This is a genomic window from Nocardioides sp. Z43_10, assembly GCF_059766615.1.
In genome coordinates this window covers 22083-45816 of record NZ_JCBAJY010000001.1, presented here as the reverse complement: position 1 = coordinate 45816, position 23734 = coordinate 22083, and the positions used below count along the sequence as shown (strand labels likewise).

General features: G+C 72.9%; 25 protein-coding genes. 19 read left to right on the top strand and 6 right to left on the bottom strand.

Annotation, left to right across the window (positions count from 1 at the left end; genetic code table 11):
- The first annotated feature begins 46 nt into the window (after positions 1-46).
- From ftsH to AC6EI4_RS00205, 8 genes are all read left to right on the top strand, one after another.
- Positions 47-2110 (top strand): ATP-dependent zinc metalloprotease FtsH, encoded by a 2064-nt coding sequence (gene ftsH / locus AC6EI4_RS00240; RefSeq protein ID WP_498423666.1) that lies wholly within the window; start codon positions 47-49, stop codon positions 2108-2110.
- Entirely contained in the window at positions 2107-2721 is a 615-nt protein-coding gene (gene folE, locus AC6EI4_RS00235) for a GTP cyclohydrolase I FolE (protein WP_498423667.1), read from the top strand. The genes ftsH and folE overlap by 4 nt, the downstream gene beginning before the upstream one ends.
- A complete protein-coding gene (folP, locus tag AC6EI4_RS00230; RefSeq protein WP_498450231.1) occupies positions 2721-3593 on the top strand; it encodes a dihydropteroate synthase in 873 nt (290 codons plus the stop codon). The genes folE and folP overlap by 1 nt, the downstream gene beginning before the upstream one ends.
- Positions 3590-3979, top strand: a complete 390-nt coding sequence (gene folB, locus AC6EI4_RS00225) for a dihydroneopterin aldolase (RefSeq protein WP_498450230.1) — start codon at positions 3590-3592, stop codon at positions 3977-3979. The genes folP and folB overlap by 4 nt, the downstream gene beginning before the upstream one ends.
- On the top strand, positions 3972-4541 hold the full coding sequence (gene folK, locus AC6EI4_RS00220; RefSeq protein ID WP_498423670.1) for a 2-amino-4-hydroxy-6-hydroxymethyldihydropteridine diphosphokinase: 570 nt from the start codon (positions 3972-3974) through the stop codon (positions 4539-4541). Before folB ends, folK begins: the two co-directional genes overlap by 8 nt.
- A 25-nt stretch (positions 4542-4566) precedes the next feature.
- Entirely contained in the window at positions 4567-5040 is a 474-nt protein-coding gene (locus tag AC6EI4_RS00215) for a DUF3180 domain-containing protein (protein WP_498450229.1), read from the top strand.
- A 9-nt stretch (positions 5041-5049) separates the two neighbouring features.
- Complete coding sequence (locus AC6EI4_RS00210; RefSeq protein WP_498450228.1) at positions 5050-5643, top strand: hypothetical protein; 594 nt, start codon at positions 5050-5052, stop codon at positions 5641-5643.
- A 122-nt stretch (positions 5644-5765) separates the two neighbouring features.
- Positions 5766-6854: a GNAT family N-acetyltransferase gene (locus tag AC6EI4_RS00205; RefSeq protein WP_498423675.1), complete on the top strand. Its 1089-nt coding sequence runs from the start codon at positions 5766-5768 to the stop codon at positions 6852-6854.
- Here AC6EI4_RS00205 and AC6EI4_RS00200 read toward each other — a convergent pair.
- On the bottom strand, positions 6847-7857 hold the full coding sequence (locus AC6EI4_RS00200) for an ABC transporter ATP-binding protein (RefSeq protein WP_498450227.1): 1011 nt from the start codon (positions 7855-7857) through the stop codon (positions 6847-6849). The two genes, AC6EI4_RS00205 and AC6EI4_RS00200, sit on opposite strands and share 8 nt — an antisense overlap.
- Positions 7858-7860: 3 nt before the next feature.
- Here AC6EI4_RS00200 and AC6EI4_RS00195 point away from each other — a divergent pair, with 3 nt between their 5' ends.
- The 6 genes from AC6EI4_RS00195 (at position 7861) to AC6EI4_RS00170 (ending at position 12599) form a co-directional block, all read left to right on the top strand.
- Positions 7861-8574: an ABC transporter permease gene (locus AC6EI4_RS00195; protein ID WP_498450226.1), complete on the top strand. Its 714-nt coding sequence runs from the start codon at positions 7861-7863 to the stop codon at positions 8572-8574.
- Positions 8571-9275 (top strand): ABC transporter permease, encoded by a 705-nt coding sequence (locus AC6EI4_RS00190; protein ID WP_498450225.1) that lies wholly within the window; start codon positions 8571-8573, stop codon positions 9273-9275. Before AC6EI4_RS00195 ends, AC6EI4_RS00190 begins: the two co-directional genes overlap by 4 nt.
- Positions 9272-10213, top strand: a complete 942-nt coding sequence (locus AC6EI4_RS00185; RefSeq protein WP_498450224.1) for an ABC transporter substrate-binding protein — start codon at positions 9272-9274, stop codon at positions 10211-10213. Before AC6EI4_RS00190 ends, AC6EI4_RS00185 begins: the two co-directional genes overlap by 4 nt.
- 80 nt (positions 10214-10293) lie before the next feature.
- Positions 10294-11526 (top strand): hypothetical protein, encoded by a 1233-nt coding sequence (locus AC6EI4_RS00180; RefSeq protein ID WP_498450223.1) that lies wholly within the window; start codon positions 10294-10296, stop codon positions 11524-11526.
- On the top strand, positions 11519-12199 hold the full coding sequence (locus AC6EI4_RS00175; protein ID WP_498450222.1) for a hypothetical protein: 681 nt from the start codon (positions 11519-11521) through the stop codon (positions 12197-12199). The genes AC6EI4_RS00180 and AC6EI4_RS00175 overlap by 8 nt, the downstream gene beginning before the upstream one ends.
- Positions 12200-12230: 31 nt before the next feature.
- The gene (locus AC6EI4_RS00170; protein ID WP_498450221.1) at positions 12231-12599 is read left to right on the top strand and encodes a hypothetical protein; all 369 of its coding nucleotides are present in this window, start codon (positions 12231-12233) and stop codon (positions 12597-12599) included.
- A gap of 5 nt (positions 12600-12604) precedes the next feature.
- Here AC6EI4_RS00170 and AC6EI4_RS00165 read toward each other — a convergent pair whose 3' ends face one another.
- Genes AC6EI4_RS00165 through pseB form a run of 3 tightly spaced genes read right to left on the bottom strand, consistent with a single transcriptional unit; the run spans position 12605 to position 15461 of the window.
- A complete protein-coding gene (locus AC6EI4_RS00165) occupies positions 12605-13348 on the bottom strand; it encodes a cytidylyltransferase domain-containing protein (RefSeq protein WP_498450220.1) in 744 nt (247 codons plus the stop codon).
- Positions 13345-14475, bottom strand: coding sequence for a DegT/DnrJ/EryC1/StrS family aminotransferase (locus AC6EI4_RS00160; protein ID WP_498450219.1), 1131 nt, complete (start codon positions 14473-14475; stop codon positions 13345-13347). Before AC6EI4_RS00160 ends, AC6EI4_RS00165 begins: the two co-directional genes overlap by 4 nt.
- Entirely contained in the window at positions 14472-15461 is a 990-nt protein-coding gene (pseB, locus tag AC6EI4_RS00155; protein WP_498450218.1) for a UDP-N-acetylglucosamine 4,6-dehydratase (inverting), read from the bottom strand. Before pseB ends, AC6EI4_RS00160 begins: the two co-directional genes overlap by 4 nt.
- Before the next feature lie 110 nt (positions 15462-15571).
- Between pseB and AC6EI4_RS00150 the strand changes: the two genes are divergently transcribed.
- Genes AC6EI4_RS00150 through AC6EI4_RS00130 form a run of 5 tightly spaced genes read left to right on the top strand, consistent with a single transcriptional unit; the run spans position 15572 to position 22142 of the window.
- Positions 15572-16645 (top strand): PseG/SpsG family protein, encoded by a 1074-nt coding sequence (locus AC6EI4_RS00150; RefSeq protein WP_498450217.1) that lies wholly within the window; start codon positions 15572-15574, stop codon positions 16643-16645.
- Between the two features lie 25 nt (positions 16646-16670).
- Positions 16671-17528 (top strand): hypothetical protein, encoded by an 858-nt coding sequence (locus AC6EI4_RS00145; RefSeq protein ID WP_498450216.1) that lies wholly within the window; start codon positions 16671-16673, stop codon positions 17526-17528.
- Positions 17525-19405: a hypothetical protein gene (locus tag AC6EI4_RS00140; RefSeq protein WP_498423697.1), complete on the top strand. Its 1881-nt coding sequence runs from the start codon at positions 17525-17527 to the stop codon at positions 19403-19405. The genes AC6EI4_RS00145 and AC6EI4_RS00140 overlap by 4 nt, the downstream gene beginning before the upstream one ends.
- A 47-nt stretch (positions 19406-19452) precedes the next feature.
- Entirely contained in the window at positions 19453-21129 is a 1677-nt protein-coding gene (locus tag AC6EI4_RS00135) for a hypothetical protein (protein ID WP_498450215.1), read from the top strand.
- Complete coding sequence (locus tag AC6EI4_RS00130) at positions 21126-22142, top strand: hypothetical protein (RefSeq protein ID WP_498450214.1); 1017 nt, start codon at positions 21126-21128, stop codon at positions 22140-22142. The genes AC6EI4_RS00135 and AC6EI4_RS00130 overlap by 4 nt, the downstream gene beginning before the upstream one ends.
- Before the next feature lie 10 nt (positions 22143-22152).
- Here AC6EI4_RS00130 and pseI read toward each other — a convergent pair whose 3' ends face one another.
- Both pseI and AC6EI4_RS00120 read right to left on the bottom strand, forming a co-directional pair.
- A complete protein-coding gene (gene pseI, locus AC6EI4_RS00125; protein WP_498423702.1) occupies positions 22153-23226 on the bottom strand; it encodes a pseudaminic acid synthase in 1074 nt (357 codons plus the stop codon).
- Positions 23223-23732 (bottom strand): GNAT family N-acetyltransferase, encoded by a 510-nt coding sequence (locus AC6EI4_RS00120; protein ID WP_498423704.1) that lies wholly within the window; start codon positions 23730-23732, stop codon positions 23223-23225. The genes pseI and AC6EI4_RS00120 overlap by 4 nt, the downstream gene beginning before the upstream one ends.
- Between the last annotated feature and the right edge of the window lie 2 nt (positions 23733-23734).

Genomic DNA, 23734 nt, shown 5'->3' with positions numbered 1-23734 from the left:
CCGTCGACCCGGCGCGGCACCGTGCGGAATTTGGCGAGAGAAGCCCGTGAAGCGCATATTCAAAGGTCCTTGGCTGTGGGTCGTAGTCGCCGTCGCCGGCGTCCTCCTGGCCCTGCAGTTCCTTGCCCCCGGAGGGGGGTACGACGAGATCTCCACCTCGCAGATGGAGGAGTACATCGCCGACGGCGACGTCAAGGAGATCACGTTCGTCGACGGTGACCAGGAGATCAAGGCCACCCTCGACGACGACGTCGACCGCGACGGCGGCAAGGACGTCAAGGCCTACTACATCCAAGGCCAGCAGGAAGGCATCATCGACGCCGTCGACCAGCAGGTCGCCGACGGCACGATCGAGAAGTCGAACTCCGAGAACCCGCAGCCCAGCGTGCTCGGGTCGATCCTCGCGACGTTCCTTCCGTTCCTGATCATCATCGTGATCTTCCTGTTCCTGATGAACCAGGTGCAGGGGGGCGGCGGCCGCGGCGTGATGCAGTTCGCCAAGTCCAAGGCGAAGCTGATCTCCAAGGACATGCCCAAGACCACGTTCTCCGACGTCGCCGGCTGCGACGAGGCGATCGAGGAGCTCGGCGAGATCAAGGAGTTCCTCCAGGAGCCGGCGAAGTTCCAGGCCGTGGGCGCCAAGATCCCCAAGGGCGTGCTCCTCTACGGCCCGCCCGGAACCGGCAAGACGCTGCTCGCCCGCGCCGTCGCCGGTGAGGCCGGCGTGCCGTTCTACTCGATCTCCGGCTCCGACTTCGTCGAGATGTTCGTCGGCGTGGGCGCCTCCCGGGTCCGCGACCTGTTCGAGCAGGCCAAGGAGAACGCCCCGGCGATCGTCTTCATCGACGAGATCGACGCCGTCGGCCGGCACCGCGGTGCCGGCATGGGCGGCGGCCACGACGAGCGCGAGCAGACCCTCAACCAGCTGCTGGTCGAGATGGACGGCTTCGACGTGCGCGGCGGCGTGATCCTGATCGCCGCGACCAACCGCCCCGACGTGCTCGACCCGGCGCTGCTGCGCCCGGGCCGCTTCGACCGCCAGATCGGCGTCGACGCCCCCGACCTCGCCGGTCGCGAGATGATCCTGCGCGTCCACTCGCGGGGCAAGCCGATGTCCGAGGACATCGACCTGCGCTCGATCGCGCGACGTACCCCCGGCTTCACCGGTGCCGACCTCGCCAACGTCCTCAACGAGGCGGCGCTGCTGACGGCTCGGCAGAACCAGAAGCAGATCACCAACCACTCCCTCGACGAGGCCATCGACCGGGTGATCGCCGGCCCGCAGCGCAGCTCGCGGCTGATGAGCGAGAAGGAGAAGCTCATCACCGCCTACCACGAGGGCGGCCACGCGCTGGTGGCGGCGGCGCTGCCGGGCACCGACCCGGTCCACAAGATCACGATCCTGCCGCGCGGACGGGCGCTGGGCTACACGATGGTGCTGCCCGACGAGGACAAGTACTCCCAGACCCGGTCGGAGATGCTGGACAAGCTGGCCTACATGCTGGGCGGGCGCGCGGCCGAGGAGATGGTCTTCCACGACCCCACCACCGGCGCCGGCAACGACATCGAGAAGGCCACGAACCTGGCCCGGGCGATGGTCACCCAGTACGGGATGACCGAGCGGCTCGGCGCGATCAAGCTCGGCGAGACCCAGGGCGAGCCCTTCCTGGGACGCGACATGGGCCACCAGCGCAACTACTCCGAGGACGTCGCCGCGATCGTCGACGACGAGACGAAGCGGCTGCTGGCCACCGCGCACCAGGAGGCCTTCGACATCCTCGAGGAGAACCGCGACGTCCTGGACTCGCTGGTGCTCGCGCTGATGGATCGCGAGACGCTCGACAAGGCGGAGGTCGCGGAGATCTTCGAGCCGCTGCGGCGCCGTTCGGCACGGCCGGCCTGGACCGGGTCGCCCAACCGCAACCCCTCGCAGATCCCGCCGATCGACATCCCGCAGTCGATCCGGGACCGGGTCGCCGCCAACGGCATCGAGCTCGAGAAGAAGCGCGAGGGCGGCGTGGTCATCACGCCTCCCGGCAGCGGCGGCGACGTGCACGGCGACCCGGGCCTCGGCCCCGACGCCCCGGGCCAGGAGCTGCCCCCGCGATGACCGACCCGATCGGCCTGGTGGGGCGCCCCTGCGCTGACGTCCCCGCGTTCGACCACGCGCGTGCCGAGGCGGCGGTGCGCGAGCTGCTGTACGCGCTGGGGGAGGACCCCGAGCGCGAGGGCCTGCGCGAGACCCCGGCGCGGGTGGCCCGGGCCTACGAGGAGCTGACCGCCGGACTGCGCATCGAGCCCGAGGACGTCCTCACCACGACGTTCGACATCGGCCACGACGAGATGGTGCTGGTGCGCGACATCGAGCTGTGGTCGATGTGCGAGCACCACCTCGTGCCGTTCACCGGGGTCGCCCACGTCGGCTACATCCCGGCCGAGAGCGGCAAGATCACCGGGCTGTCCAAGCTCGCCCGGCTCGTCGACGTCTACGCCAAGCGTCCCCAGGTCCAGGAGCGGCTGACCACGCAGGTGGCCGACGCGCTGATGGAGATCCTGGAGGCGCGTGGGGTGATCGTGGTGATTGAGGCCGAGCACCTGTGCATGACCATGCGCGGGGTACGCAAGGCCGGTGCGCGCACGATCACCTCGGCGGTCCGCGGCATCATGCACAGCGCCGCGACCCGCTCCGAGGCGATGGCGCTGATCAACAGTCGCCGTTGATGGCCGCACAGCCGTCCCCGGGGCTGCCTGACGTCGGGCGCACCCGGGTGATGGGCATCGTCAACGTCACGCCCGACTCCTTCTCCGACGGAGGCCGCTGGGCCGACGCCGACGCGGCGACCGCGCACGGCCGGCGTCTGCTCGCCGACGGCGCCGACATCCTCGACATCGGCGGGGAGTCCACCCGCCCCGGAGCCACCCGGCCGCTGCTCGCCGAGGAGCTGGACCGGGTGGTGCCGGTGATCAGGGCGCTGTCCGCGGAGGGGGCCGTGCTCTCGGTCGACACCATGCGCAGCGAGGTGGCCGAGGCCGCGCTCGCCGCGGGCGCCAGGATCGTCAACGACGTCTCCGGCGGGCTCGCCGACCCCCGCATCCTGGGCGTCGTGGCCGACAGCGGCGCGACGTACGTCGCCATGCACTGGCGCGCGCACAGCACCCGGATGCAGCAGTTCACCTCCTACGACGGCCCCGGCGGCGTCGTCGGCGGGGTCCGCGACGAGCTCGCCGAGCGGGTGGCCGCGATCCGCGCGGCCGGCGTGCGCGACGAGCAGGTGGTGCTCGACCCGGGACTGGGCTTCGCCAAGACCGGCGAGCAGAACTGGGAGCTGCTGCGCGGCCTGGCTCAGCTGGACGCGCTCGGCTTCCCGCTGCTGGTCGGCGCCAGCCGCAAGGCCTTCCTGGGGGCGCTGCTCGCCGACGAGGGCGGCCGACCGCGTCCGGTGCTCGAGCGCGAGGCCGCGGTGACCGCACTGACCACGCTGCTCGCCTCACACGGCGTGTGGGCGGTGCGGGTGCACGACGTGAGAGCCAGCCGAGACGCCCTGCGCGTCGTCGCCGCCCTGAGCACCCCAGCGAACGAGGGAGACAGATGACCCAGCACACCCCCGCCCCCGCGGACGAGCTCACCGTCCGCGGCATCGAGTGCTTCGGGCACCACGGGGTCTTCGACTTCGAGCGCCGCGAGGGCCAGATCTTCGTCGTGGACCTCACGCTCGGCCTCGACACCGGCCCGGCGGCGGCCTCAGACGACTTGCATGACACTGTGGACTACGGAAGTCTCGTGGCCGCGGTGAAGACCGCCGTGGAGACCGATCCGGTGGATCTCATCGAGACGCTGGCCCAACGCATTGCGGACGTCTGCCTCACCGCAGACCGTGTTGACTGGGCCCGCGTGACGGTCCACAAGCCAGATGCACCCATCGCCGCGACGTTCTCGGACGTCGCGCTGACCATCACCCGAAGGGCCGACCGTGACTGAGACTCCCAACCCGCACATCGTCGACACCGACACGCTGACCGGCGAGATGCACCCGATCCGCCGCTGCGTCGTCGCCCTGGGGTCCAATCTCGGCGAGCGGATGGCGAGCCTGCAAGGAGCCGTGGAGGCGCTGGCCGACACCCCCGAGGTGTGGGTGACCTCCGTGTCGCCGGTCTACGAGACCGCCCCGGTCGACTCGCCGCCCGAGGCGCGGCCCTACCTCAACGCCGTGGTGCTCTTCGACAGCACCCTCTCGGCGGCCCGGCTGCTCGACCGAGCGCTCGCCATCGAGGACGCGTTCCACCGCGAGCGCGGCGAGGTGCAGAACGCGCCCCGCACGCTGGACGTCGACCTGATCGTCGTCGGCGACCGGCGCAGCGACGAGGAGTGGCTGAGGCTGCCGCACCCGCGGGCCGCCGAGCGCGCGTTCGTGCTGCAGCCCTGGTTCGACGTGGAGTCCGACGCCGTCCTGCCCGACCACGGCCCGGTCGCCGAGCTGCTCCAGCGCGTGGACCGTGGCGGCCTGAAGCTGCGCGAGGACCTCGTGCTCTCCTTCCAGTGAGCGAGCGGGCGCCCAGGATCCGCCGGTGAGCTCCCCGCCCCCGGAGGGCCGGCTGCAGCCCACGTCGCGGCGGTTGCTGCTCGGCTGTGGCCTGGTCGCCCTGGTCGGCGGCTGGCTGCTGCGCCGACTGGTCGAGGGGACCGGGGGCACGGCTCCGCTGGTCACCTGGATCCAGGTGCTCGCCCTGCTGCTGGTCGCGGCCATCCTGGGCGCCACCGCCTGGTTGACCTGGCGTGCGGTGCAGGTGCGCCGCGAGCGGCTCGACGCCCAGCAGGCCGTCAACCGGCTGGTGCTCGCGCGCGCCTGCGCGCTGGTCGGGGCGCTGGTGGCGGGCGCCTACCTCGGCTATGCGCTGAGCTGGGTCGGGGCGTCCGCGGAGCTGGCCGACCAGCGGCTGGTGCGCTCGCTGGTTGCTGCCGGCGCCGGTGTGGCGATCGCCATCACGTCTCTGTTGCTCGAGCGCGCGTGTCGCGTCCCCTCCGACGACGACGCCGCCTAGTCTGCTCTCATGGCCTCCCCCTCGTCTTCGTCGCGTCGCCGTCAGCGCAGCACCCGCCTCACGGTCGCTGTCCTCCTCCTGGCCGTCGCTGCGCTGCTGGTCGCGGGCAGCGTCGCGAGCGGTTCCTCGCTCCTGGTGGTGCTGGCGGCCTTCGCCGGCGTCGCCCTGGGTGCCGCCTCCACCAAGATCACCCACGCCGAGCTGGTCCAGACCCGGATCGAGGCCGCGCGCGACCGCGCCGAGCAGGCGCAGGCCTACCGCGAGATGAGCGAGAAGCGCTCGGCCGAGAACGCCGCCTTCGCCGACGACATGGCCAAGCGCATCGCCGAGCGCGAGAGCACCATCGGCGAGCTCGAGGTCGTCCTCGCCCAGGCCCAGAAGCGGGCCGCCGAGGTCACCCGCAAGATGAACGCCGAGGCCCGTCGTGCCGACGTCGCCGAGCAGCGCGAGCGCGCCACCGCCTCGCACCTCGACGACGCCCAGGAGCGCGCCGCGGAGGCCATCGTCCGGGTCGCCGAGCTCGAGGCCGAGATCGACACGCTGCGCGCCGAGCTGAACGCCTGGATGGCCGCCGCCGCCGAGCCCGCCCGCCGCCGCGCCTGACTGACCCCCCGCGCGCTGCGCGCCCGCGCCGCCGACGCCGCCGCGCGCCGTACGCCTCGCAGGGCGTTGGTCACACCCCCCGACGGTTTCGTGCGCCGGGGCCTCGGGCATGCTGGTACGTCGTGATCCCCGAGGACTCAAGGTTCGAGAACGACCCCGACGTGGTGCTGCCCGAGCGGCCCCCGCTCCCGCACGGCTGGACGGTGGGTGGCGCAGACCCCGAGGACCCCGGCGACGTCGCCCAGCTGACCGACCTGCTGCGCACCCACGAGGAGGCCGCCCGCGGGTGGGCCTCCGCGGACGAGGACGCGGTGCTCGTCGACATCTCCGAGCACGGCGAGCGCACCCGGGCCAACGTGGTCATCCGCGACAGCGACGCGGTGGCGCGTGCCTGGGGCAGCGTCCACGACCGTGCGGCCGGCCGGATGCTCTACGTCCACCTGGTCGACCGCCGGATCCCCGAGGAGGCCGCCGAGCAGTGCTCGGCGGTGCTCTACGCGTGGGCCGAGGCCCAGGCCCGTGCGGTCGGCGCGGCCCGCGGGCTCGACGTACAGCAGATCGACACCGGCGCCTTCGCCGACGACGAGCGTCAGCACCGCTGGCTGGAGAGCGCGGGCTTCGACCGGGTCCGGACCTGGTGGCAGATGAGCCGGCCGGTCAGCGCCGACGAGGTCTCCCTGGTGGCCGACCCGGCCCGCTGGGAGCGCAAGGGCGTGGTCTTCCGCCGCGTCGAGCGCGAGGGCAGCGGGATGCCCGACGAGTCCGACCTGCGTGCCGTGCACGAGGTGCTCGAGGGTGCCTTCACCGATCACTTCAACTCGCAGGAGGAGACGTTCGCCGAGTTCGTCCACCGGCTGCGCGAGGACCCCGGCCACCGCTGGGACCACTGGTGGCTCGCCGAGATCGTGGACGGTGAGAGCGGCCGGCCCGAGCCGGCGGGCGCCCTGGTCGGCACCCTGTCGGAGACCGCCGACGGCCCCAACGGGTCCTACGTCGACTACCTGGGCGTGCTCGCCAACGCCCGCGGCCGCGGCGTCGCCAAGGGCCTGCTGAAGACGATCATCGCCGACGCCGCCGAGCGCGGGCACGACCGCGTCGGCCTGGAGGTCGACGCCGACTCGCCCACCGGGGCGGACTCGCTCTACACCGGGATGGGCTGGCAGACGCGCTACGTCACCGAGTCCTGGCACAAGGACGTCGCCGTCAGCTGAGCCGGTCGGGTGTCCCCGCGGGGGCGCGTAGCGAGGCGCGCAGCGCCCGGTGGATGCCGCCCGGCGTGAGGACGCCGATGAACTGCGTGCCCCGCCGGACGCCCACCACGGCGCGGTCGTCGCGCAGCATCAGTGCGAGCGCGTCCTCCAGGGTCGCGTCGGCGTCCACGGCCGCGGCGAGGTCGCCGGCGCGCACGCCCTCGAGCGGCTCCAGGTGGCGCGGGTCGATCCGGGTGACGCTCAGCCGGCGCAGCCCCCGGGTGGAGCCGACGAAGTCGGCCACGAAGTCGTCGGCCGGGCGCGCAAGCAGCTCCGCGGGCGTGGCGAGCTGCGCCAGCCGGCCGCCCGCCGCGAAGATCCCCACCCGGTCGCCCATCCGCACCGCCTCGTCGATGTCGTGGGTCACCAGCACCACCGTCTTGCCCAGGTCGCGCTGCAGGCTCTTGAACTCCTCCTGCAGCCGGGTGCGCACGACCGGGTCGACGGCGCCGAACGGCTCGTCCATCAGCAGCACCGGCGGGTTCGCGGCCAGCGCCCGGGCCACGCCGACGCGCTGCTGCTGACCGCCCGAGAGCTGGTGCGGATACCGCTCGGCGTACGTCGTCGGGTCGAGGCCGACGAGCTCGAGCAGCTCGGTGGCGCGCGCTCGCGCGGTGGCCCGGGACTCCCCGTAGAGCAGCGGCACCGTCATCACGTTCGCGATCACCCGCTGGTGCGGGAACAGCCCGACCTGCTGGATGACGTAGCCGATCCCGCGACGCAGCCGGACCGGGTCCTGGTGGGTGACGTCGTGGCCGTCGATCTCGATGGTGCCGGTGCTCGGCTCGATCAGCCGGTTGATCATCTTCAGCGTGGTGGACTTGCCGCACCCCGACGGCCCGACCAGGCAGACCAGCTCACCGCGGGCCACGGCCAGGTCGAGCTCGCGCACGGCCGGGGGGCCATCGCCGTACCGCTTGCTCACTCCCGAGAGCCGGATCATCGGGACTTCGGTAGCGTCCATGGCGTGACCCTACTGACCCAGGCGGCGCCGGCGCCCGGAGACGAGCCGAGCTGCTACAGCCGGCTGGTCAACGACTGGGTCTGCTGGGACTACGTGGTCGACCGGCGCCCCGAGCTCGTCGACGCCACCACCCAGCACCTGACGATCACCGCCTCGGCCCTCGCCCTCGGCGTGCTGCTCGCGCTGCCGCTCGCCCTGCTCGCCCGCCGCAGCCGGCGCCTGGAGGGCACGCTGCTGGCGACCGCGTCGGGCATCTACGCGGTGCCGTCGCTGGCGCTGTTCCCGCTGCTGGTGCCGTTCACCGGCCTCAGCGCGACGACCGTGGTGATCGGCCTCGCCCTGTACGCGCTCACCATCCTCGTCCGGGCGGTCCTGGACGGGCTGACCTCCGTGCCCGACCACGTCCGGGAGTCGGCCACCGGGCTCGGCTACTCCGCGTCGCGGCGGCTGCTGCGCGTCGAGCTGCCCCTGGCGCTGCCGGTGATGATGGCCGGGCTGCGCGTCGCCGCGGTCTCGACGGTGGCGCTGACCACGGTCGGCACGGTCGTGTCCTACGGCGGTCTCGGCAACCTGCTGGCCAGCGGGGTGGCCACCGACTTCCGGGCCCAGCTGCTCACCGCGGCCGTGCTGTGCGTGCTGATCGCCGTCCTCCTCGACCTGCTCATCGTCGCGCTGCAGCGGCTGCTCACCCCGTGGACCCGCGGGGTGCGCGGATGAGCACGCTGCGCGGGGCGGCCGACTACCTGCTCGAGTCGTCGCACTGGAGCGGCGACGGGGGGATGCTGGAGCTGCTCGTCCAGCAGCTGCTGGTCACGCTCACCGCGCTGCTGATGGCGATGGCCGTGGGCCTTCCCCTCGCGCTGTGGCTCGGACACCTCGGCCGCGGCGGGCTGCTGGCGATCAACATCTCCAACGTCGGTCGTGCGGTCCCGACCTTCGCGCTGCTCGCCCTGCTGGTGGCCGCGGACTGGCCGGGGACCGCGACCCTGGGACCGTACGGCCGCGCGGGGATGGCGACCCTGCTGGCGCTGATGCTCTTCGCGCTGCCGCCGGTGATCACCCAGGCGTACGTCGCGATGCGGGAGGTGCCCGCGGACGTCGTGGAGGCCGCGCGAGGGATGGGGATGACCGGCGTGCAGCTGTTCGTCCGCATCGAGCTGCCCCTCGCGCTGCCGCTGATCGGCGCTGGGCTGCGGATGGCGCTGGTGCAGCTGTGGGCCACCGCCACCATCGCCGCGCTGGTCGCCGGGCCCGGTCTCGGTCGGGTGATCACCGACGGCTTCGCCCGTAACCTCTATGGACAGGCAGTCGCCGGGGCGATCGTGGTCGCGGTGGTCGCCCTGCTCCTCGAGGTCGCCTCGTCCCTGGTCCAGCGCGCGGCCCCCGGCCGCCGTACACAGAAGGTGGTAACCGTATGACGATCCGACGCACGCTGACCGCGTTGCTGGCCGCCGGCACGCTGGTGCTCGCCGCCGGCTGCGCCGACGACGAGCTCGCCGCCGACGAGGAGTCCTCGTCTCCGGCGGCCGATGCCGGCTCGGTGACGATCGGCACCCAGGCCTTCGACGAGGCGGCGCTGGTCGCGGCGATGTACGCCGAGCTGCTCGAGGACGCCGGCTACGACGTCACCACCAAGGCCGTGGACCAGCGGTCGGCCTACGTCACGGAGATGCCCGCCGCGGTCGACCTGGCCCCCGAGTACGTCGGGGGCATCACCGACCACCTGAACACCCTCGTCAACGGCGAGACCGCCGAACCGCTGACCACCTCCGACACCCAGGAGACGATCGACAACGTCACCCCGCTGCTCGAGGAGAAGGGTCTCACCCTGCTCGAACCCTCCGCGGCCACCTCGCAGAACGCCTACTTCGTCACCGAGGAGTACAGCGAGGAGAACGACGTCACCCGGCTCTCCGACCTCCAGAGCCAGTCCGTGGTGCTTGCCGCCAACTCCGACTGCGCGGACCGGGCCGACTGCGCGGCCGGCCTCCAGGACGTCTACGGCATCGACGTCACCAAGGTGCTGCCGCTGGGGTTCGCCTCGCCACAGACCTACAAGTCGGTGCTGGACGGGGAGTCCCAGCTGGGGCAGACCGGCACCCTCGACGGCACCCTGGAGAGCCAGGGGCTGGTGATGCTCGAGGACGACAAGGGCATCCAGCCCGCGCAGAACCTCGTCCCGCTCCTCAGCAGCGAGTTCCTCGCCGAGCACCCGGACATCGAGGCTCCGCTCAACGAGCTGATGGGCGCCCTCGACAACGACACGATGGCCGAGCTGCTGGTGCGGGTCTCGGTGGACCGCGAGAAGCCCCAGGACGTCGCGCGGGACTTCCTCGCCGAGGAGGGCCTGCTCTGAGGCGGAGGTGACCGGGGCCGCGGCGGCGGCCGGTAGGGTTCGGCCCATGGTCTCCGGGTCGACAGCACAGCGGGGCTCCCGTGCCTGAGCACGAGACGGGCGCGGTGCGCCGCTGCTACCTGCACGTCGGACTGCCCAAGACCGGGACGTCGTTCCTCCAGGACGTCCTGTGGTCGAACCAGGAGGCGCTGGCCGACCAGGGGCTCGTGATGCTGCCCGCGCGCCGCGTCGACCACTTCCACCTGGCGCTGGCCGTGCGTGGCCTGATCCAGGAGTACGACGACCCGCGGGCGCGCACCGTGCTGCAGCGCCTCGGCACCCAGGCGGGCGAGACCCGCGCGCAGCGGGTGCTGATCTCGCAGGAGGCGCTGGCCCCGACCACGCCCGAGGAGGCGGCGCCGCTGCTCGCGCTGCTGCGCGACTTCGAGGTGCACGTGATCGTCACCGCCCGCGACCTGGCCCGCCAGCTGCCCTCGGCCTGGCAGCAGCGGATCCAGGCCCGTGCGACGTACACCTACGCCGAGTTCCTCGACGACGTGGTGGCGCGGGCGCCCGCGGCCGCCGACCTGTGGCGCAACCAGGACCTCGGCCGGGTGCTGGCGAACTGGGGCGCGGTGGTGCCTCCCGAGCGCCTGCACCTGGTCACCTCCCCGCACTCGCGCGGCCCCGGCTCCAGCAGCCTGCTCGACCGGTTCTGCTCCGTGCTCGGGGTCGACCCGCGCGGGCTGGACGTCGCGCAGGCCACCAGCAACCGCTCGCTGGGCCACGCCCAGGCCGACCTGCTGCGCCGGGTCAACCTCGCCCTCGGCGACCGGCTGCCCTCCCCGCGCCAGGGCTACGGGCCGCTGGCCAAGGAGTACCTGGCCCAGCGGGTGCTGCAACGTCAGGACGGCGCCCCGCTGCGGGTGCCGACCGAGCTGCGCCCGTGGTGCGAGACCACCGCCGAGGAGTGGATCGTGCAGATCCGCGAGGCGGGTCTGCACGTCGTCGGCGACGAGGCCGACCTGCGCCCGGACGACGGGTCCTTCGGCGTGGTCACCCAGCCCGAGCCCGCGGAGGTGCTCGACGTGGCCGCCCGGGCGCTGGCCGACGTGCTGGAGCTGCGCCAGGGCGAGCAGCGCGAGCAGCGCGACCTGCGCCAGCGCGCCGAGCGCCAGCAGGTCCGCATCGCCGAGCTGGAGACCGAGCTGGCCGTGCCCGCGCCGCGCCGCCTCGCCCGGGCCGCGCGCCGCCGGCTGCGGGTCCGGCACCGGGCCGCGCAGCTGCGCGACCGGCTCCCTCGCGGCGGCGGTCGCGGTGGGCCGCGTGACTGACCCGGCGGTGGCCACGCAGCCCCTGGAGCCGGCGCTGCAGACCCTGCGGGAGCTGATGCTCGCCTACGCCCGCCACCGCCCGGTGCGCCGGGTCGCGGTGGTCGGGAACGCGCCGCTGAGCCCCGACGAGGCCCGCGCCGACGCCATCGACGCCGCCGACCTGGTGCTGCGGGTGAACAGCTTCGTGATGGATGAGCCCGGCGGGCCGCGCGCCCAGGGCGCCCGGGTCGACGTGGTGGTCTGGAACCGGATCACCCTGGCCACCAAGTTCCTCTTCGACCGCTACCCCGAGCGCCTCTACCTGCTCGCGGAGCCGATGCGGATGTACGGCAACCCGGAGATGTGGCCGGCGTCCTGGCCCAGCGACCTGGGGCTGGTGCCGTTGCCGAACCGGGAGGTCGCCGCCCGGCTCAACCAGCTGCTCGGCGACGACTGGCGCGCGCAGCGGCTGGCCCCGACCACCGGCCTGACCGCCGCCTACCTGGCGGTGACGCTCTTCGCCGACGCCGAGATCGTGCTCACCGGCTTCTCGTTCCTCGACGACCCCGACCAGACCTCGTGGCGCCACCAGTGGGGCGACGAGGCGCCGGTGGGACGCGAGCACCGCATCGACCGCGAGGCGCTGCTGATGCGCTCGTGGGTCGACGACCGGACCGTGACGTTCCTGCGCTGAGACCGGCGCACCGCTTGGAGGAGGAGACACCGTGGAGCAGCATCAGGCCAGCGCGGCCAGGAGGGCCGTCGCCCGGGTACGGCGACGCCTCGGCCGGGCCCCGCGCGGACCCGACCAGGTCACCCAGCGCCTGAACCGACAGCACGAGCGGATCGCGGAGCTGGAGCGCGAGCTGGCTCGGGTCTCCCCTCAGCTGGCGGCGCTGGAGGAGCGGGTCGCGCAGCTGCAGGCGCAGCCGCCCGCCCCGCTGACCGGGGACGCCGAGCCGGCCGAGGTGGCGCAGGTGCTGGCCGACGTCCGCGCCGAGCACGCCCGGGTGCGTGCCCGGATCAGCGCCGCGTCGCGCTACGAGGAGCGGCTGCGGGTGCTGGAGGAGCAGGTGGCCGCGCTGGGCGGCTGACGCGCTCAGCCGTGCAGCTTCTTCTGCTCCACGTGGGCGTTGATCGCGACCAGCTCGGGGTGGGCGTCGAGGACCGCGATGATCTCGCCGCAGTCCAGCGACGCCGCGTCGTACTCCTCCAGCAGGATCCGGATCAGCTCCAGGTCCTCGGGGGTGTCGAGGGTGACCCGGTAGGCCGAGCGGTCCTCGGGCCAGGGCAGGTTGAGCAGGCGGGTGCGCCCCGAGGCGTTCTCGTACAGGTACGGCGTGACGTGCTCGCGGTGCGCGGGCAGCTGCGCCGCCCGCTCGGCCTCGAGCAGCGTGCGGCCGGCGAAGACCTCGTAGTCGAAGCCGCGCGGGAAGCTGCGCTGCAGGGTGTTGGCCAGGTACAGGTCGGGGTCGTCCTCGGCGACGAACCGATCGACGCCGGCCCGGATCAGCGCGCCGTCGACGAGCGGGCAGTCGGAGGTCACGCGCACCACCGTGCCCAGCTCGAACTCCTCGATGCAGCCGGCGTAGCGGCCCAGCACGTCGTGCTCGCTGCCCCGGAAGACCGGCAGGCCGCGCTCGCGCGCGACCTCGACGATCGGGTCGTCGGCGGCGTTCGTGGTGGTGGCGACGTAGGTGTCCAGACCGCTGGCGCGCAGCCGGTCGAGGTGGTGCTCGAGCAGGGTCTTGCCGGCCACCTCGAGGAGGACCTTGCCCGGCAGCCGGGTGCTCGTCATCCGGGCCTGGGTGACGATGCCCCGGCGCCCGGCCAGCCGGCTCACCCGAGGATCCCGACGAGGGTCTCGATCACCCGGTCGACGTCGGCGTTGGTGAGGTCGGGGAACATCGGCAGGGACAGCTCCTCGGCGTAGAAGCGCTCCGCGTGGGGGCACATCCCGCGTCGGTAGCCCAGGTCCTCGAAGACCGGGTGCCAGTAGACCGGGATGTAGTTGACCTGCACGCCGATGCCGGCCTCGCGCATCCGCACGAAGACCTCCTTGCGTCGCCCGTCCAGCACCCGCACCGGGTAGAGGTGCCAGGCCGGGTCGACGTCGGGGCTCTGCGCCGGGACGCGCAGGCCGGGGACCCCGGCCAGGGCGGCGTTGTAGCGGGCGGTGAGCTCCGCGCGGCGGCGGGTGAACGACGCCAGCCGGCGCAGCTGCGACAGGCCCAGGGCGCTGGCGACGTCGGTGAGCCGGTAGTTGAGGCCGAACGCGTGCACCTCCTGGTGCCAGGGGCCCTCGTCGGGCATCCGCAGCCGCTCGGGCTCACGGACCAGCCCGATGTTGTGGAACTTCGCCGCCCGGTCGGCCACCTCGGCGTCCTTGGCGATCACCGCGCCGCCCTCGGCGGTGGTGAGGTTCTTCGTCGGGAAGAACGAGAAGGTGGTGACGTCGGCCAGGTCGCCCACCGGGCGGCCCTTGTAGGTGCCGCCCACCGAGTGCGCGGCGTCGGCCAGCGTGCGGGCGCCGACGCGCTCGGCGATGGGCTGCAGCGCGTCGTAGTCGGCGGCGTGGCCGGCGTAGTCGACGGCCGCGACCACCTTGGTGCGCTCGGTGACGGCCGCCTCGACCGCCGCCGGGTCGAGCAGCGCGGTGTCCTCGGTGACGTCGGCGAAGACGATCTTCGCGCCCAGCAGCGCCGCCCCCGAGGCGGTGGCGACGAAGGTCATCGGCGTGGTGACGACCTCGTCACCGGGGCCGACGCCGAGCGCCGAGTAGGCGATGTGTAGGGCGGCGGTGCCCGAGGTGCAGCTGACCGCGTGGTGCCCACCGGACAGGCGGCTCAGCTCCGCCTCGAACGCGGCCACCGTCGGACCGGTGGTCAGCCAGTCGCCGCGCAGGATCTCGGCGACCGCCTCGACGTCCTCGTCCGCGATCGACTGGCGTCCGTAGGGAAGCACGCTCACAGCTCCGATTCGATGATCCTGCGGATGTCTTCCTGGGTGTGCCACTGGTCGTTGGTGTCCGAGCGGTAGGCGAAGCCGGGGCCCACGGGCTCGGCGTCGACCGGCGGGCGGTAGCCCCAGGTGGCGAGGTCGGGCTGGATCACGAAGTACTTCCCGTCGTGCACCGAGACCGCGCGTCGGCCCTCCTCGGGGGAGATCATCTCCTCGTGGAGCTTCTCCCCGGGGCGCAGGCCCACGTCGTGCATCGGGGCGCCGGGGGCGATCGCCTGGGCGAGGTCGGTGACCTTCATCGACGGGATCCGCGGCACCAGCAGCTCGCCGCCCTGCATCATGTCGAAGGTGTCGACGACCATCTGCACGGCCTGGGGGAGCGTGATGAAGAACCGGGTGCAGCGCAGGTCGGTGATCGGCAGCGACTGGCCGGTTTCGGCGAGGCGGCGGAAGAACGGGATCACCGAGCCGCGGCTGCCCATCACGTTGCCGTAGCGGACGACGGCGAAGCGGGTGTCGTAGGCGGCGGCGTAGTGGTTGCCGGTCACGAACAGCTTGTCCGCGGTCAGCTTGGTCGCGCCGTAGAGGTTGATCGGCGAGGACGCCTTGTCGGTCGACAGCGCGACGACCTTCTTCACGCCGCTGTCGATGCAGGCCTCGATCACGTTCTGCGAGCCGACGACGTTGGTCTGCACGAACTCGAAGGGGTTGTACTCCGCGGTGTCGACCTGCTTGAGGGCCGCGGCGTGCACCACGTAGTCGACGTTGTGCATGGCCCGCAGCAGACGGCGCTCGTCGCGGATGTCGCCGATGAACCAGCGCAGGCGCGGGTCGTCCTTGAACAGCTGGCGGACCTCGTACTGCTTGAGCTCGTCGCGCGAGAAGATCACCAGTCGGGCGGGGTTCAGGTTCTCGAGGGCGTAGGCGATGAACGCCTTGCCGAAGGAGCCGGTGCCTCCCGTCACGAGGATGCTGGCGCCCTGGAGAATCGACATGCTGTGCGTACCTTCCCTCGGATCGGCGGCCGTCGGGGTCGCCGTCGTGCAACGGTGGAGAGGGTATCGTGGCGCCCTCGTCGCGATTGCGGAGGTGGACGGTGTCGCCGGTGACGCCTGCGGACGTGCTGGTGCGGTGCGATGTCGGGACGACGACAGGTGTCGGTCACCTGATGCGCTGCGTCGCCCTCAGCGAGGAGCTCCTGGCCCGGGGTCTGCGGGTGCTCTTCTGCGCCGACGTCGCCGAGGTGCCGCTCGCCCGCCGCCAACTGGAGTCGCGCGGCATCGCCCACGTTCCGGCCGTGCACGGCGACGAGGCGCACGCCCGGCTGGTCCGCGAGGTCGCGCCGGCGCTGGTCGTCGTGGACTCCTACCTGCTCCCGCCCTCGACGTACGACGCGATGCGCGGCCTCGGCGCTCCGCTGCTCGCCTTCGTGGACGGTGAGCTGGGCGGGCGGGTCGCCGACCTCTACCTGGACCAGAACATCGGCGCTGAGCTGGACCGGCCGGTGCTGCCGCCGGGAGCGGTGCGGCTGGCCGGCCTGCGCTACGCCTTGATGCGCGACGAGGTCCGCCGTCACCGGCCCGCCGAGATCTCGCAGCGACCGAAGGAGGCTGGGTCGCCGGTGCCGCGGGTGCTGGCTGTCTTCGGGGGGACCGACGCCTACGGGGCGGCTCCGGTGCTGGCGGCGGCGGTGCTGGCCACCGGCCGGCCCTGTGAGCTGACGGTGGTGCGCGGCCGGGCCGACCTGGCTCCTGCCCTGGATGCGCTGGCCGGGCGGGTCGGCCCCGGTCAGCGGCTGTCCGTGATCGACCCCACCGACCGGCTGGCGGAGCTGGTGGTCGCCTCCGACCTGGTGGTCGGTGCCGCGGGCACATCGACGTGGGAGCTCTTCTGTCTCGGCGCGGCCTGCGCCCTGATCGCCGTCGTGGACAACCAGGCGCAGTCTTATGAGCGGGTCGTCGACCAGCGGCTCGCCGTGGGGCTGGGCTATCTTGGCGCGCTGAGAGAGGCGCCCGGCGAGGCCGTCTCGCTGCTCAGCGAGTCGCTCGCCTCGCCCGACGAGCGGGCGCGGCTTCGCAGCGCGGTCTGGCGCGAGGTCGACGGACGGGGGCGTGAGCGCGTCGTCGATGCGTGCCTCGGCCTGAGGTTCTCGGACCGGCCCCCCGCGTCATCGGCCTAGCCAGCGTCACCGGAAGGGAAGCCAGTTGCACACCGCCAACCACTACTACGGCCACGCCCACGTCTTCGCCGACTACGTGGACATCCCGTTCCCGGTGATGATCTGGGGCTACCTCCAGCACGGGTGGAACCTGCACGACGGCTTCGCGGTGGGCACCGAGTTCGTGCCGGGGGCGCCGCTGTTCGTCTGGTCGGACTCGGTGCTGCGCCGGGGCTGGGCGATGGGACGACGCAACTACGAGGTGATCGGGTCGGCCTGGGCCTACCTGCTGGCTCGCGCAGAGCGAGGCCCGCTCCCGCAGCTGCGGGCCTACGCCGACGCCCCGACCGGCGAGCGGGAGGGCACCATCTTCTACCCCTTCCACGGGTGGGAGGCCCAGGAGGTGGTCGGCGACCACACGGCGATGCTGCGGCGGCTGCGTGAGGTCGAGGACGGTCCCCTCACCGTCTGCCTGTACTGGATGGACTACGAGAACGCGGAGATCCGCCGGGTCTACGAGGAGGGCGGCTGCCGCGTGATCACCCACGGCCTGCGCGGCTTCGCGCACCGGGGCACCGACCGGCTCTTCCTCTACAAGCAGTACGCCGAGCTGAGGGCACACCGGCGGGTGGTCTCCAACAGGCTGGGGTCGGCCATCCTCTACGGCGCCTCGGTGGGCTGCGAGGTCGGCGTCTACGGTGATCCGATGGTGCTGGCCGGCGAGCACTCCGTCTACGGAGGCATCGAGCGACAGCAGCGCAGCTGGCCAGAGCTGCACCAGGAGCACGTGCCGCGCGCGCTGGCCGAGGAGGTCGCCCGCGACGAGCTCGGGCTGCGCCACGTGCGGACGCCGGCCGAGATCATGGAGGCGTTCAGCTGGACCAGGCCGGAGCGGCGCGCGTGAGCGCCGAGGCAGACACGGAGGAGAACACGGTGACGATGCTCGACGCTGAGGAGCTCTCGGGGATCACCCTGCTCGGGGCGGAGATGCTGACCTGGTCGGACTTCGACGGGGAGCTCGGGCCCCTGCGGGGCCGGGTCGCCGCGGAGCTGCTGCACGCCTTCGGCGGGGCTCGCGGCCACGTGCTGGTCGCCGGCCCGCACGACGCCGAGGTGGTCGCCGAGGTCGCCGCCCAGTTCCAGCGGGCCGACGTGGTGGTCCGCTCGCTGCCCGACGCCGAGCGCCTCTGCGCCGAGCTGCCGAGCACGGTGCGCGTCCACTGCGGGCCGATCGGCAGGCTGGCCCGGCCGGAGGCCGGCTACGACGCGGTCGTCGCCCTCGACGGCATCGAGCGGTTGCACAGCGCGGAGGAGCCGGCGCGGTCCTGGGCAGGCTGCCTCACCGAGCTGACCGACCTGCTGGGCGCGGACGGCGAGCTCTACGTCGGGGTCGCCAACGACGCCGGTGTCGGCCGGCTGCTGACGCTGCCCGGACACGACCGCCACGACAACAGCCACTGGCCGGCCGGCGTGGCCTCGCACGAGCAGGTGCCGCTGAGCCTGGACGAGCTCACCGAGCACGCGCGGGCCCGGCACGGGCTGGCCCGGGTCGAGGCCTGGGCCTGCTACGGCCAGCGCACCGAGCCGCTGCTGGCCGCGCCCCAGGGCATCTTCGCGCAGCGACGCCACGACCCGGTGTTGGCCACGCTGGTCGGCCGCGCGGCGGCCGTGGGGGTCGGCCAGGACATCCCGGTCAAGGACCCGGCGATCGCGGCGCGGACCCTGCTGCGCCACGGGCTCGGCGCCCAGGTGGCGCCGCTGTGGGTGCTGCACCTGCGGCGCGGGGAGGTCACCCGTGAGCCCGACGCGACGGTGCTGCTGGCCGCCCAGCCGACCCGGTCGAGCGAGCCGTCCCTGGCCGTCCGGATCACCCGGACCGGCGAGCAGTGGGTGGCCGAGCCGGTGACCGACCCCGGCCCCTACGCCTGGGCCCCCGGCGTGCGGCGCGAGCCCGCCCGGCTCGCCGGGGTGGTCCCCTCCGGCCTGCCGCTGTCGGTCCGTCTCGCGGACCTCGCCTCGGCCCACGACCGCGCGGGCATCGCCGAGCTGGTCCGCGCCTTCGCCGGATGGCTGGCCCCGGTGGGGGAGGTGCCGGCCGAGAGGGTGGCGCTGACCTTCGACAACGTCGTCGAGACCGAGGCCGGCTTCGCCGCGCTCGATCGCAGCCGGGTCGCCGACGCGAGCGCGCCCCTGGACGTGGCACTGGGCCGGATGGCGCTCGTCGCCGGTTCCGCCCTGGTCGCCCAGGGTGGACGCCACCCCTGGCCCCGCTCGGCGACGCCCCGCACCGTGGCCGCGTCGCTGCTGGCCGCGGCCGGCCTCGCGCTGGACGACGCCCTCTTCGGCGCGGCGCTCGCGCTCGACGCACGGCTGCGGCCCGCGGGGGAGCCGGTGCCGGACTTCTCGGGCACCGGCGCCGGAGCCACGCCTGAGGCGTTCACCGAGCTGGCCGAGCAGCTGGCCGGCTACCAGCAGGCGCTGACGCAGCGCGAGGAGCAGCTGGAGTGGCTCCTGGTCCGGATCCACCAGCGACAGCGCGCCGCGGTCGCCGCCCGGGCGCGGGCCGAGGCGCTGAGCGCCTCGCCGGAGTACCGCATCGGCAGCCGGGTGCTGTGGTTCCGCGCGCTGGGGCGCCGGCTGGCGGCGCGGTGGCGCGACCGGGGAGCGCCTGCGGCCCATCGGTGGATCGACCGCGGGGACCAGGTCCCCGAGCGCGAGCCGATCGCCGTTGACAAGGAGCTGGTGCCCCCCGGTTACCACCCGAAGGGGCCGCTGATCTAGCCGCCCGGGCCGCAGGCACCGGCGGTCCCGGCTGATATAAGAGTGAAGTGCGCGAACTGACAAACTTCCAGCCCTTCTGCAAGGTGGCTGCGCAGTTCTGGCAGCACAACGTCCTGCCTGCCGGCGACCGGGTGATCCTGGTCGAGGCGATGAGCCAGGACCTGCGAGTCACGCTGCGCAACCTCACCATCGCCAACGCCCTGCGACGCATCGAGCCCGCCCGGATCGTGGTCTACAGCGGCGCCGACGAGGACTGGAACCAGGTCGTGTGGACCTACTTCAACCTCGACGAGATCAGCCAGCTGGCCCGGGCCTACGGGGCCGACGAGATCTTCGACGTGCACAGCCTCGTGGATGCCCGGGTGGCCGGTGACCCGACCGAGCTGACGGTGGCCGGCGTCGACCTGGGCGGCGACCTCCCCGACCCCGGGATCGACCCGGCCGAGTTCGAGCGGGTCGTCTACGCCACCGCCTGCCGGATGGCCCGGGTGCCGCGCCTCGACGGCTCCGCGGAGCTCGAGGCCAAGCGGCTGCAGGTGCAGCGCCGCAGCACCGAGTTCGCCAAGGTCTACGACGCCCTGCTGACCAACCTGGACGTGGTGGCGCTCGTCTCGAGCCACGTGGACTACAACAACTTCGGCCTGGCGACCGAGGCCGCGCTCCGCCACGACGTACCGGTCCTGTTCCCGCAGTCGACCGGCGGGTTGAAGGCCTACGCGATCTTCCCCGAGAAGCACGATCCGAAGGCGGCGGTCCGGGCCACGCTGACCGAGCAGATCGGCGAGTTCTTCGAGAAGCACATCTGGGCCAACCGGGATCTGGTCTACCGAGGCGCGGAGCTGACCACGTGGCGTGCCAAGGCGACGCTGGGCCGCCCCGCGTGGTGGCGGGCGGGTCGTGGCTTCTCCGGCGTCGACCTGCACAGCGCCGACGACCGGGCGGTGCTGCGCACCTACGCCGCCCGCCGCACCGGCCTGGACCCGGACAAGCCGATCGTCACCGTCTTCAACCACGCGGTCTCCGACGCCCTGGGGACCAACATGGAGACCTTCGACGACCTCGGCGAGTGGTTCGAGGAGACCGCCCGGTTCGCCGCGGAGCATCCGGAGGTGAGCTGGCTGTTCCTCGACCACCCGCACCGGGCGCTCTACGACTCCTCCGGGTTCATGGACCGGGTGGCCGCGCGCTACGCCGACCAGCCGCACATGAAGTTCATGCTCAGCCTGGATCTGAGCAAGAACTTCCTGACCGCGCTGACCGACCTGGTCCTCACCGTGCGCGGCAGCGTCAGCAACGAGTACCCCGCCCTGGGCATCCCGGCGCTGCAGACCGGCTGGTCGGAGTGGAGCTCCTGCGGCTTCACGACCGTCGTCTCCAGCCGCGAGGAGTACTTCGAGACCCTGGGCCAGCACCTGCAGGCCCTGCTGCGCGGCGAGGACCTGATCTCGCCCGAGCAGGTCGAGCGCGCCCGGCTCTGGGCCTGGTTCTACCGTTCCGCCACCGACATCGCCTCCGGGCTGGTGCAGCAGTGGCAGGTCGGCGAGGGAGACGAGCTGTTCAACCTGCTGTCGGTGAACATGCTGCAGGTCGAGACCGACGCCGAGCCGGCGTTCGTCGGCGTGCGCCGGCTCTGGAGACGAAGGGACCCCTTCTTGACGCGTGTCGACTTCGAGCTGCCGCCCGAGCAGCTCAGCGACGCTCTGGCCCCGGTGGGTGCGCTGTGACCTACCGCCTGAGCTCCATCGACCTCGACACCCAGTTCGACGACCCGGTCCAGCCGCTCGTCGTCCCTGAGGTCGCCGAGCGGGGCGACTCGTTGGCGCTGTGCATGCTGGACGGCGCGAACCGTGCCCCGTACCGCCTCGCCCGGCTGGTGCGGCGGGTGGCGATGCTGGGACTGCGGCTGGAGAACCCCGGCGCCGGGGTGCGCGTCACGATCCGTTTCCTGGTCGACGAGAACTCCACGATCATGTGGCGCCACGCGCACCTCGACGACGTCGGGGAGCCGGTGCTGGAGGACGAGTTCGGCAAGCACCGGCTGCTCGAGGTGAGCGCGCAGGGGCGCACGCGGGCGGCCATCGTGCTGCGCCGCGAGCCCGGCGAGCCGGTGGCCCGCGGGCACGTCCAGTTCGACCTCCCGGCCGAGGAGATCGACGGATCCGGCATCGTGATGATCGGCTTCGAGACCCCGGGGGCGATCCCGGCCTGGGCCGAGCAGGACCTGCTCGAGGACTCCGCGATCGGCGTGTGCATCCGCAGCGTCGGCTTCGAGCCGATCGGCCCCGAGCCCGCGCCCGGAGACATCTCCGGAGGCAGGCAGGCCCACCGGGCGGCCCTGGTGAAGGCGCAGCCCGGCTTCTTCGTGGTCAACCCCGGCAGCCGGCCGGGCCCGGTCAGCCTCGCGCTCTGGCCTCGGCTGCGTGAGCCGCGGGAGGTCGCCTCCGGGCGCGGGGCGCGCCTGGTCGAGCCCCTGCACCGGGTGCGGAACCTCGGTGAGCGGGTGGTCGACCGACGCCTGACCCGGGGGACGGTCCAGGTCGACGCGGTCTCCCTGACCGGGAGCCCGGTGCAGCCGGTCTCCGTCCGGCCGGGCGAGGACCGCCGGTACGTCGTACGGCTCCCCGAGCTCGAGGAGCCGACGTTCGTGCGGGCCCGGGTCGCGACCGGTGGCGCCAGGGCGCCGCGCGCCATCGACTGGCTGGTGCGGCTCAAGCGCCGCCCGGCGGCTCAGGGCTGAGCCGGGCGGCTCAGCCCTGGACGGGGCCCGCCAGCAGGTCCCAGCTCAGCGGGGTGCCCATCGCGGCGTCCACCGCGAACGTGCGGCCCTCCACGATCCGGAAGGTGTCCGGCGGCAGGCCGTCGGCGGGCCGCACCGAGCGGACGTTGTCGGCCGTGACCCGCTCCCCGGCCCGGACGTCGCGGGTGACGAAGAGCGAGCGGCGGAAGCGCAGCCCCTCGGCCTCGATCGCCTTGGGCCCGACGGTGGCCTCGCCCAGCGCCTGCCAGGCGGTGCGGGTCTCGCTGACCAGCAGCCGGAACTGCTCCGGGCTCAACGAGAACGCCGAGTCGACGCCGCCGTCCTCGGGGTCCAGGGTGAGGTGCTTCTCGATGACGCAGGCGCCCAGCGCCACCGCCGCCACCGAGGCGCCGATCCCCAGGGTGTGGTCGGACAGGCCCACCACCACGTCCAGCGCGTCGCGCAGCACCGGCAGCGAGCGCAGGTTGGAGGCCTCGGGCGGCGCCGGGTAGGAGGCGGTGCAGCCGAGCACGATCACCTGCTCGTTGCCGGTCTCCCGGGCGGCGCGGACCGCGGCGTCGATCTCGCCCATCGTGGCGGTGCCGGTCGAGATGATGATCGGCCGGCCGGCGGCGGCGATGGCGCGGATCAGCGGGAGGTCGGTGATCTCGCTGGAGGCCGACTTGAGCACCGGCACGTCCAGGCCGACCAGGAAGTCGACCGCGGTCGGGTCGAACGGCGCCGAGAAGGCGATCATCCCCAGGCTCTTGGCCAGGTCGAAGATCTCCTCGTGCCAGTCCCAGGGGGTGTGCGCCTCGACGTACAGGTCGTGCAGGCGGCGGTTGGGCCACAGCGGGTGGTCCGCGGAGAGCCGGAAGCGCGGGCTGTCGACGTCGAGGGTGATCGTGTCGGCGGTGTAGGTCTGGATCTTCAGCGCGTGCGCGCCGGCGTCGGCTGCCGCGCGGACGATCTCCAGGGCGCGGCCCTTGTCGCCGTTGTGGTTGCCCGACATCTCGGCGATGACGAACGGCGGGTGGTCCGGGCCCACCGGGATGTCGCCGATGCGGACCTCGCGCGGGGTCATCGCTTGCCTCCTCCGCGACGGTTCTCGCGTCGCAACTCGATCGGGATCACGGTGATGCTACGTCCGTCGACCTCACGGGTCGTGGGCTCGCCCTCGGTGAAGCGGAAGCGGCGGTTCATCATCCGCACCGCCTCGTTGTGGGCCAGCACCTCGCCGGTCAGCACGTCGACGCCGAGCTCGTCGAAGGCGTAGTCGGTCGCCTCCTTCATCACCGCCATCCAGGCGGTCAGCGCGAGGCCCTCGGCGGTGACGGACTCGTGGTCGAGGTAGAAGCCCCAGCCGGCGCTGGAGCCGGTGATGTCGAAGAAGCTGACCACCCCCAGGTCGCGCTCGCCGGCGCGGTAGACCAGCACCCGCCGGGTGGGGTCCTCCTGCACACGCTGCCACCAGGCACGGTGCTCCTCGAGGCCGATCACGTGGGCGTGGTTGCTCACCTCCCGGTTCGCCGGCTGGTTACGCCATTCGAGCATCGTCTCGAGGTCACCATCGAGGGCAGGGCGAAGCATGG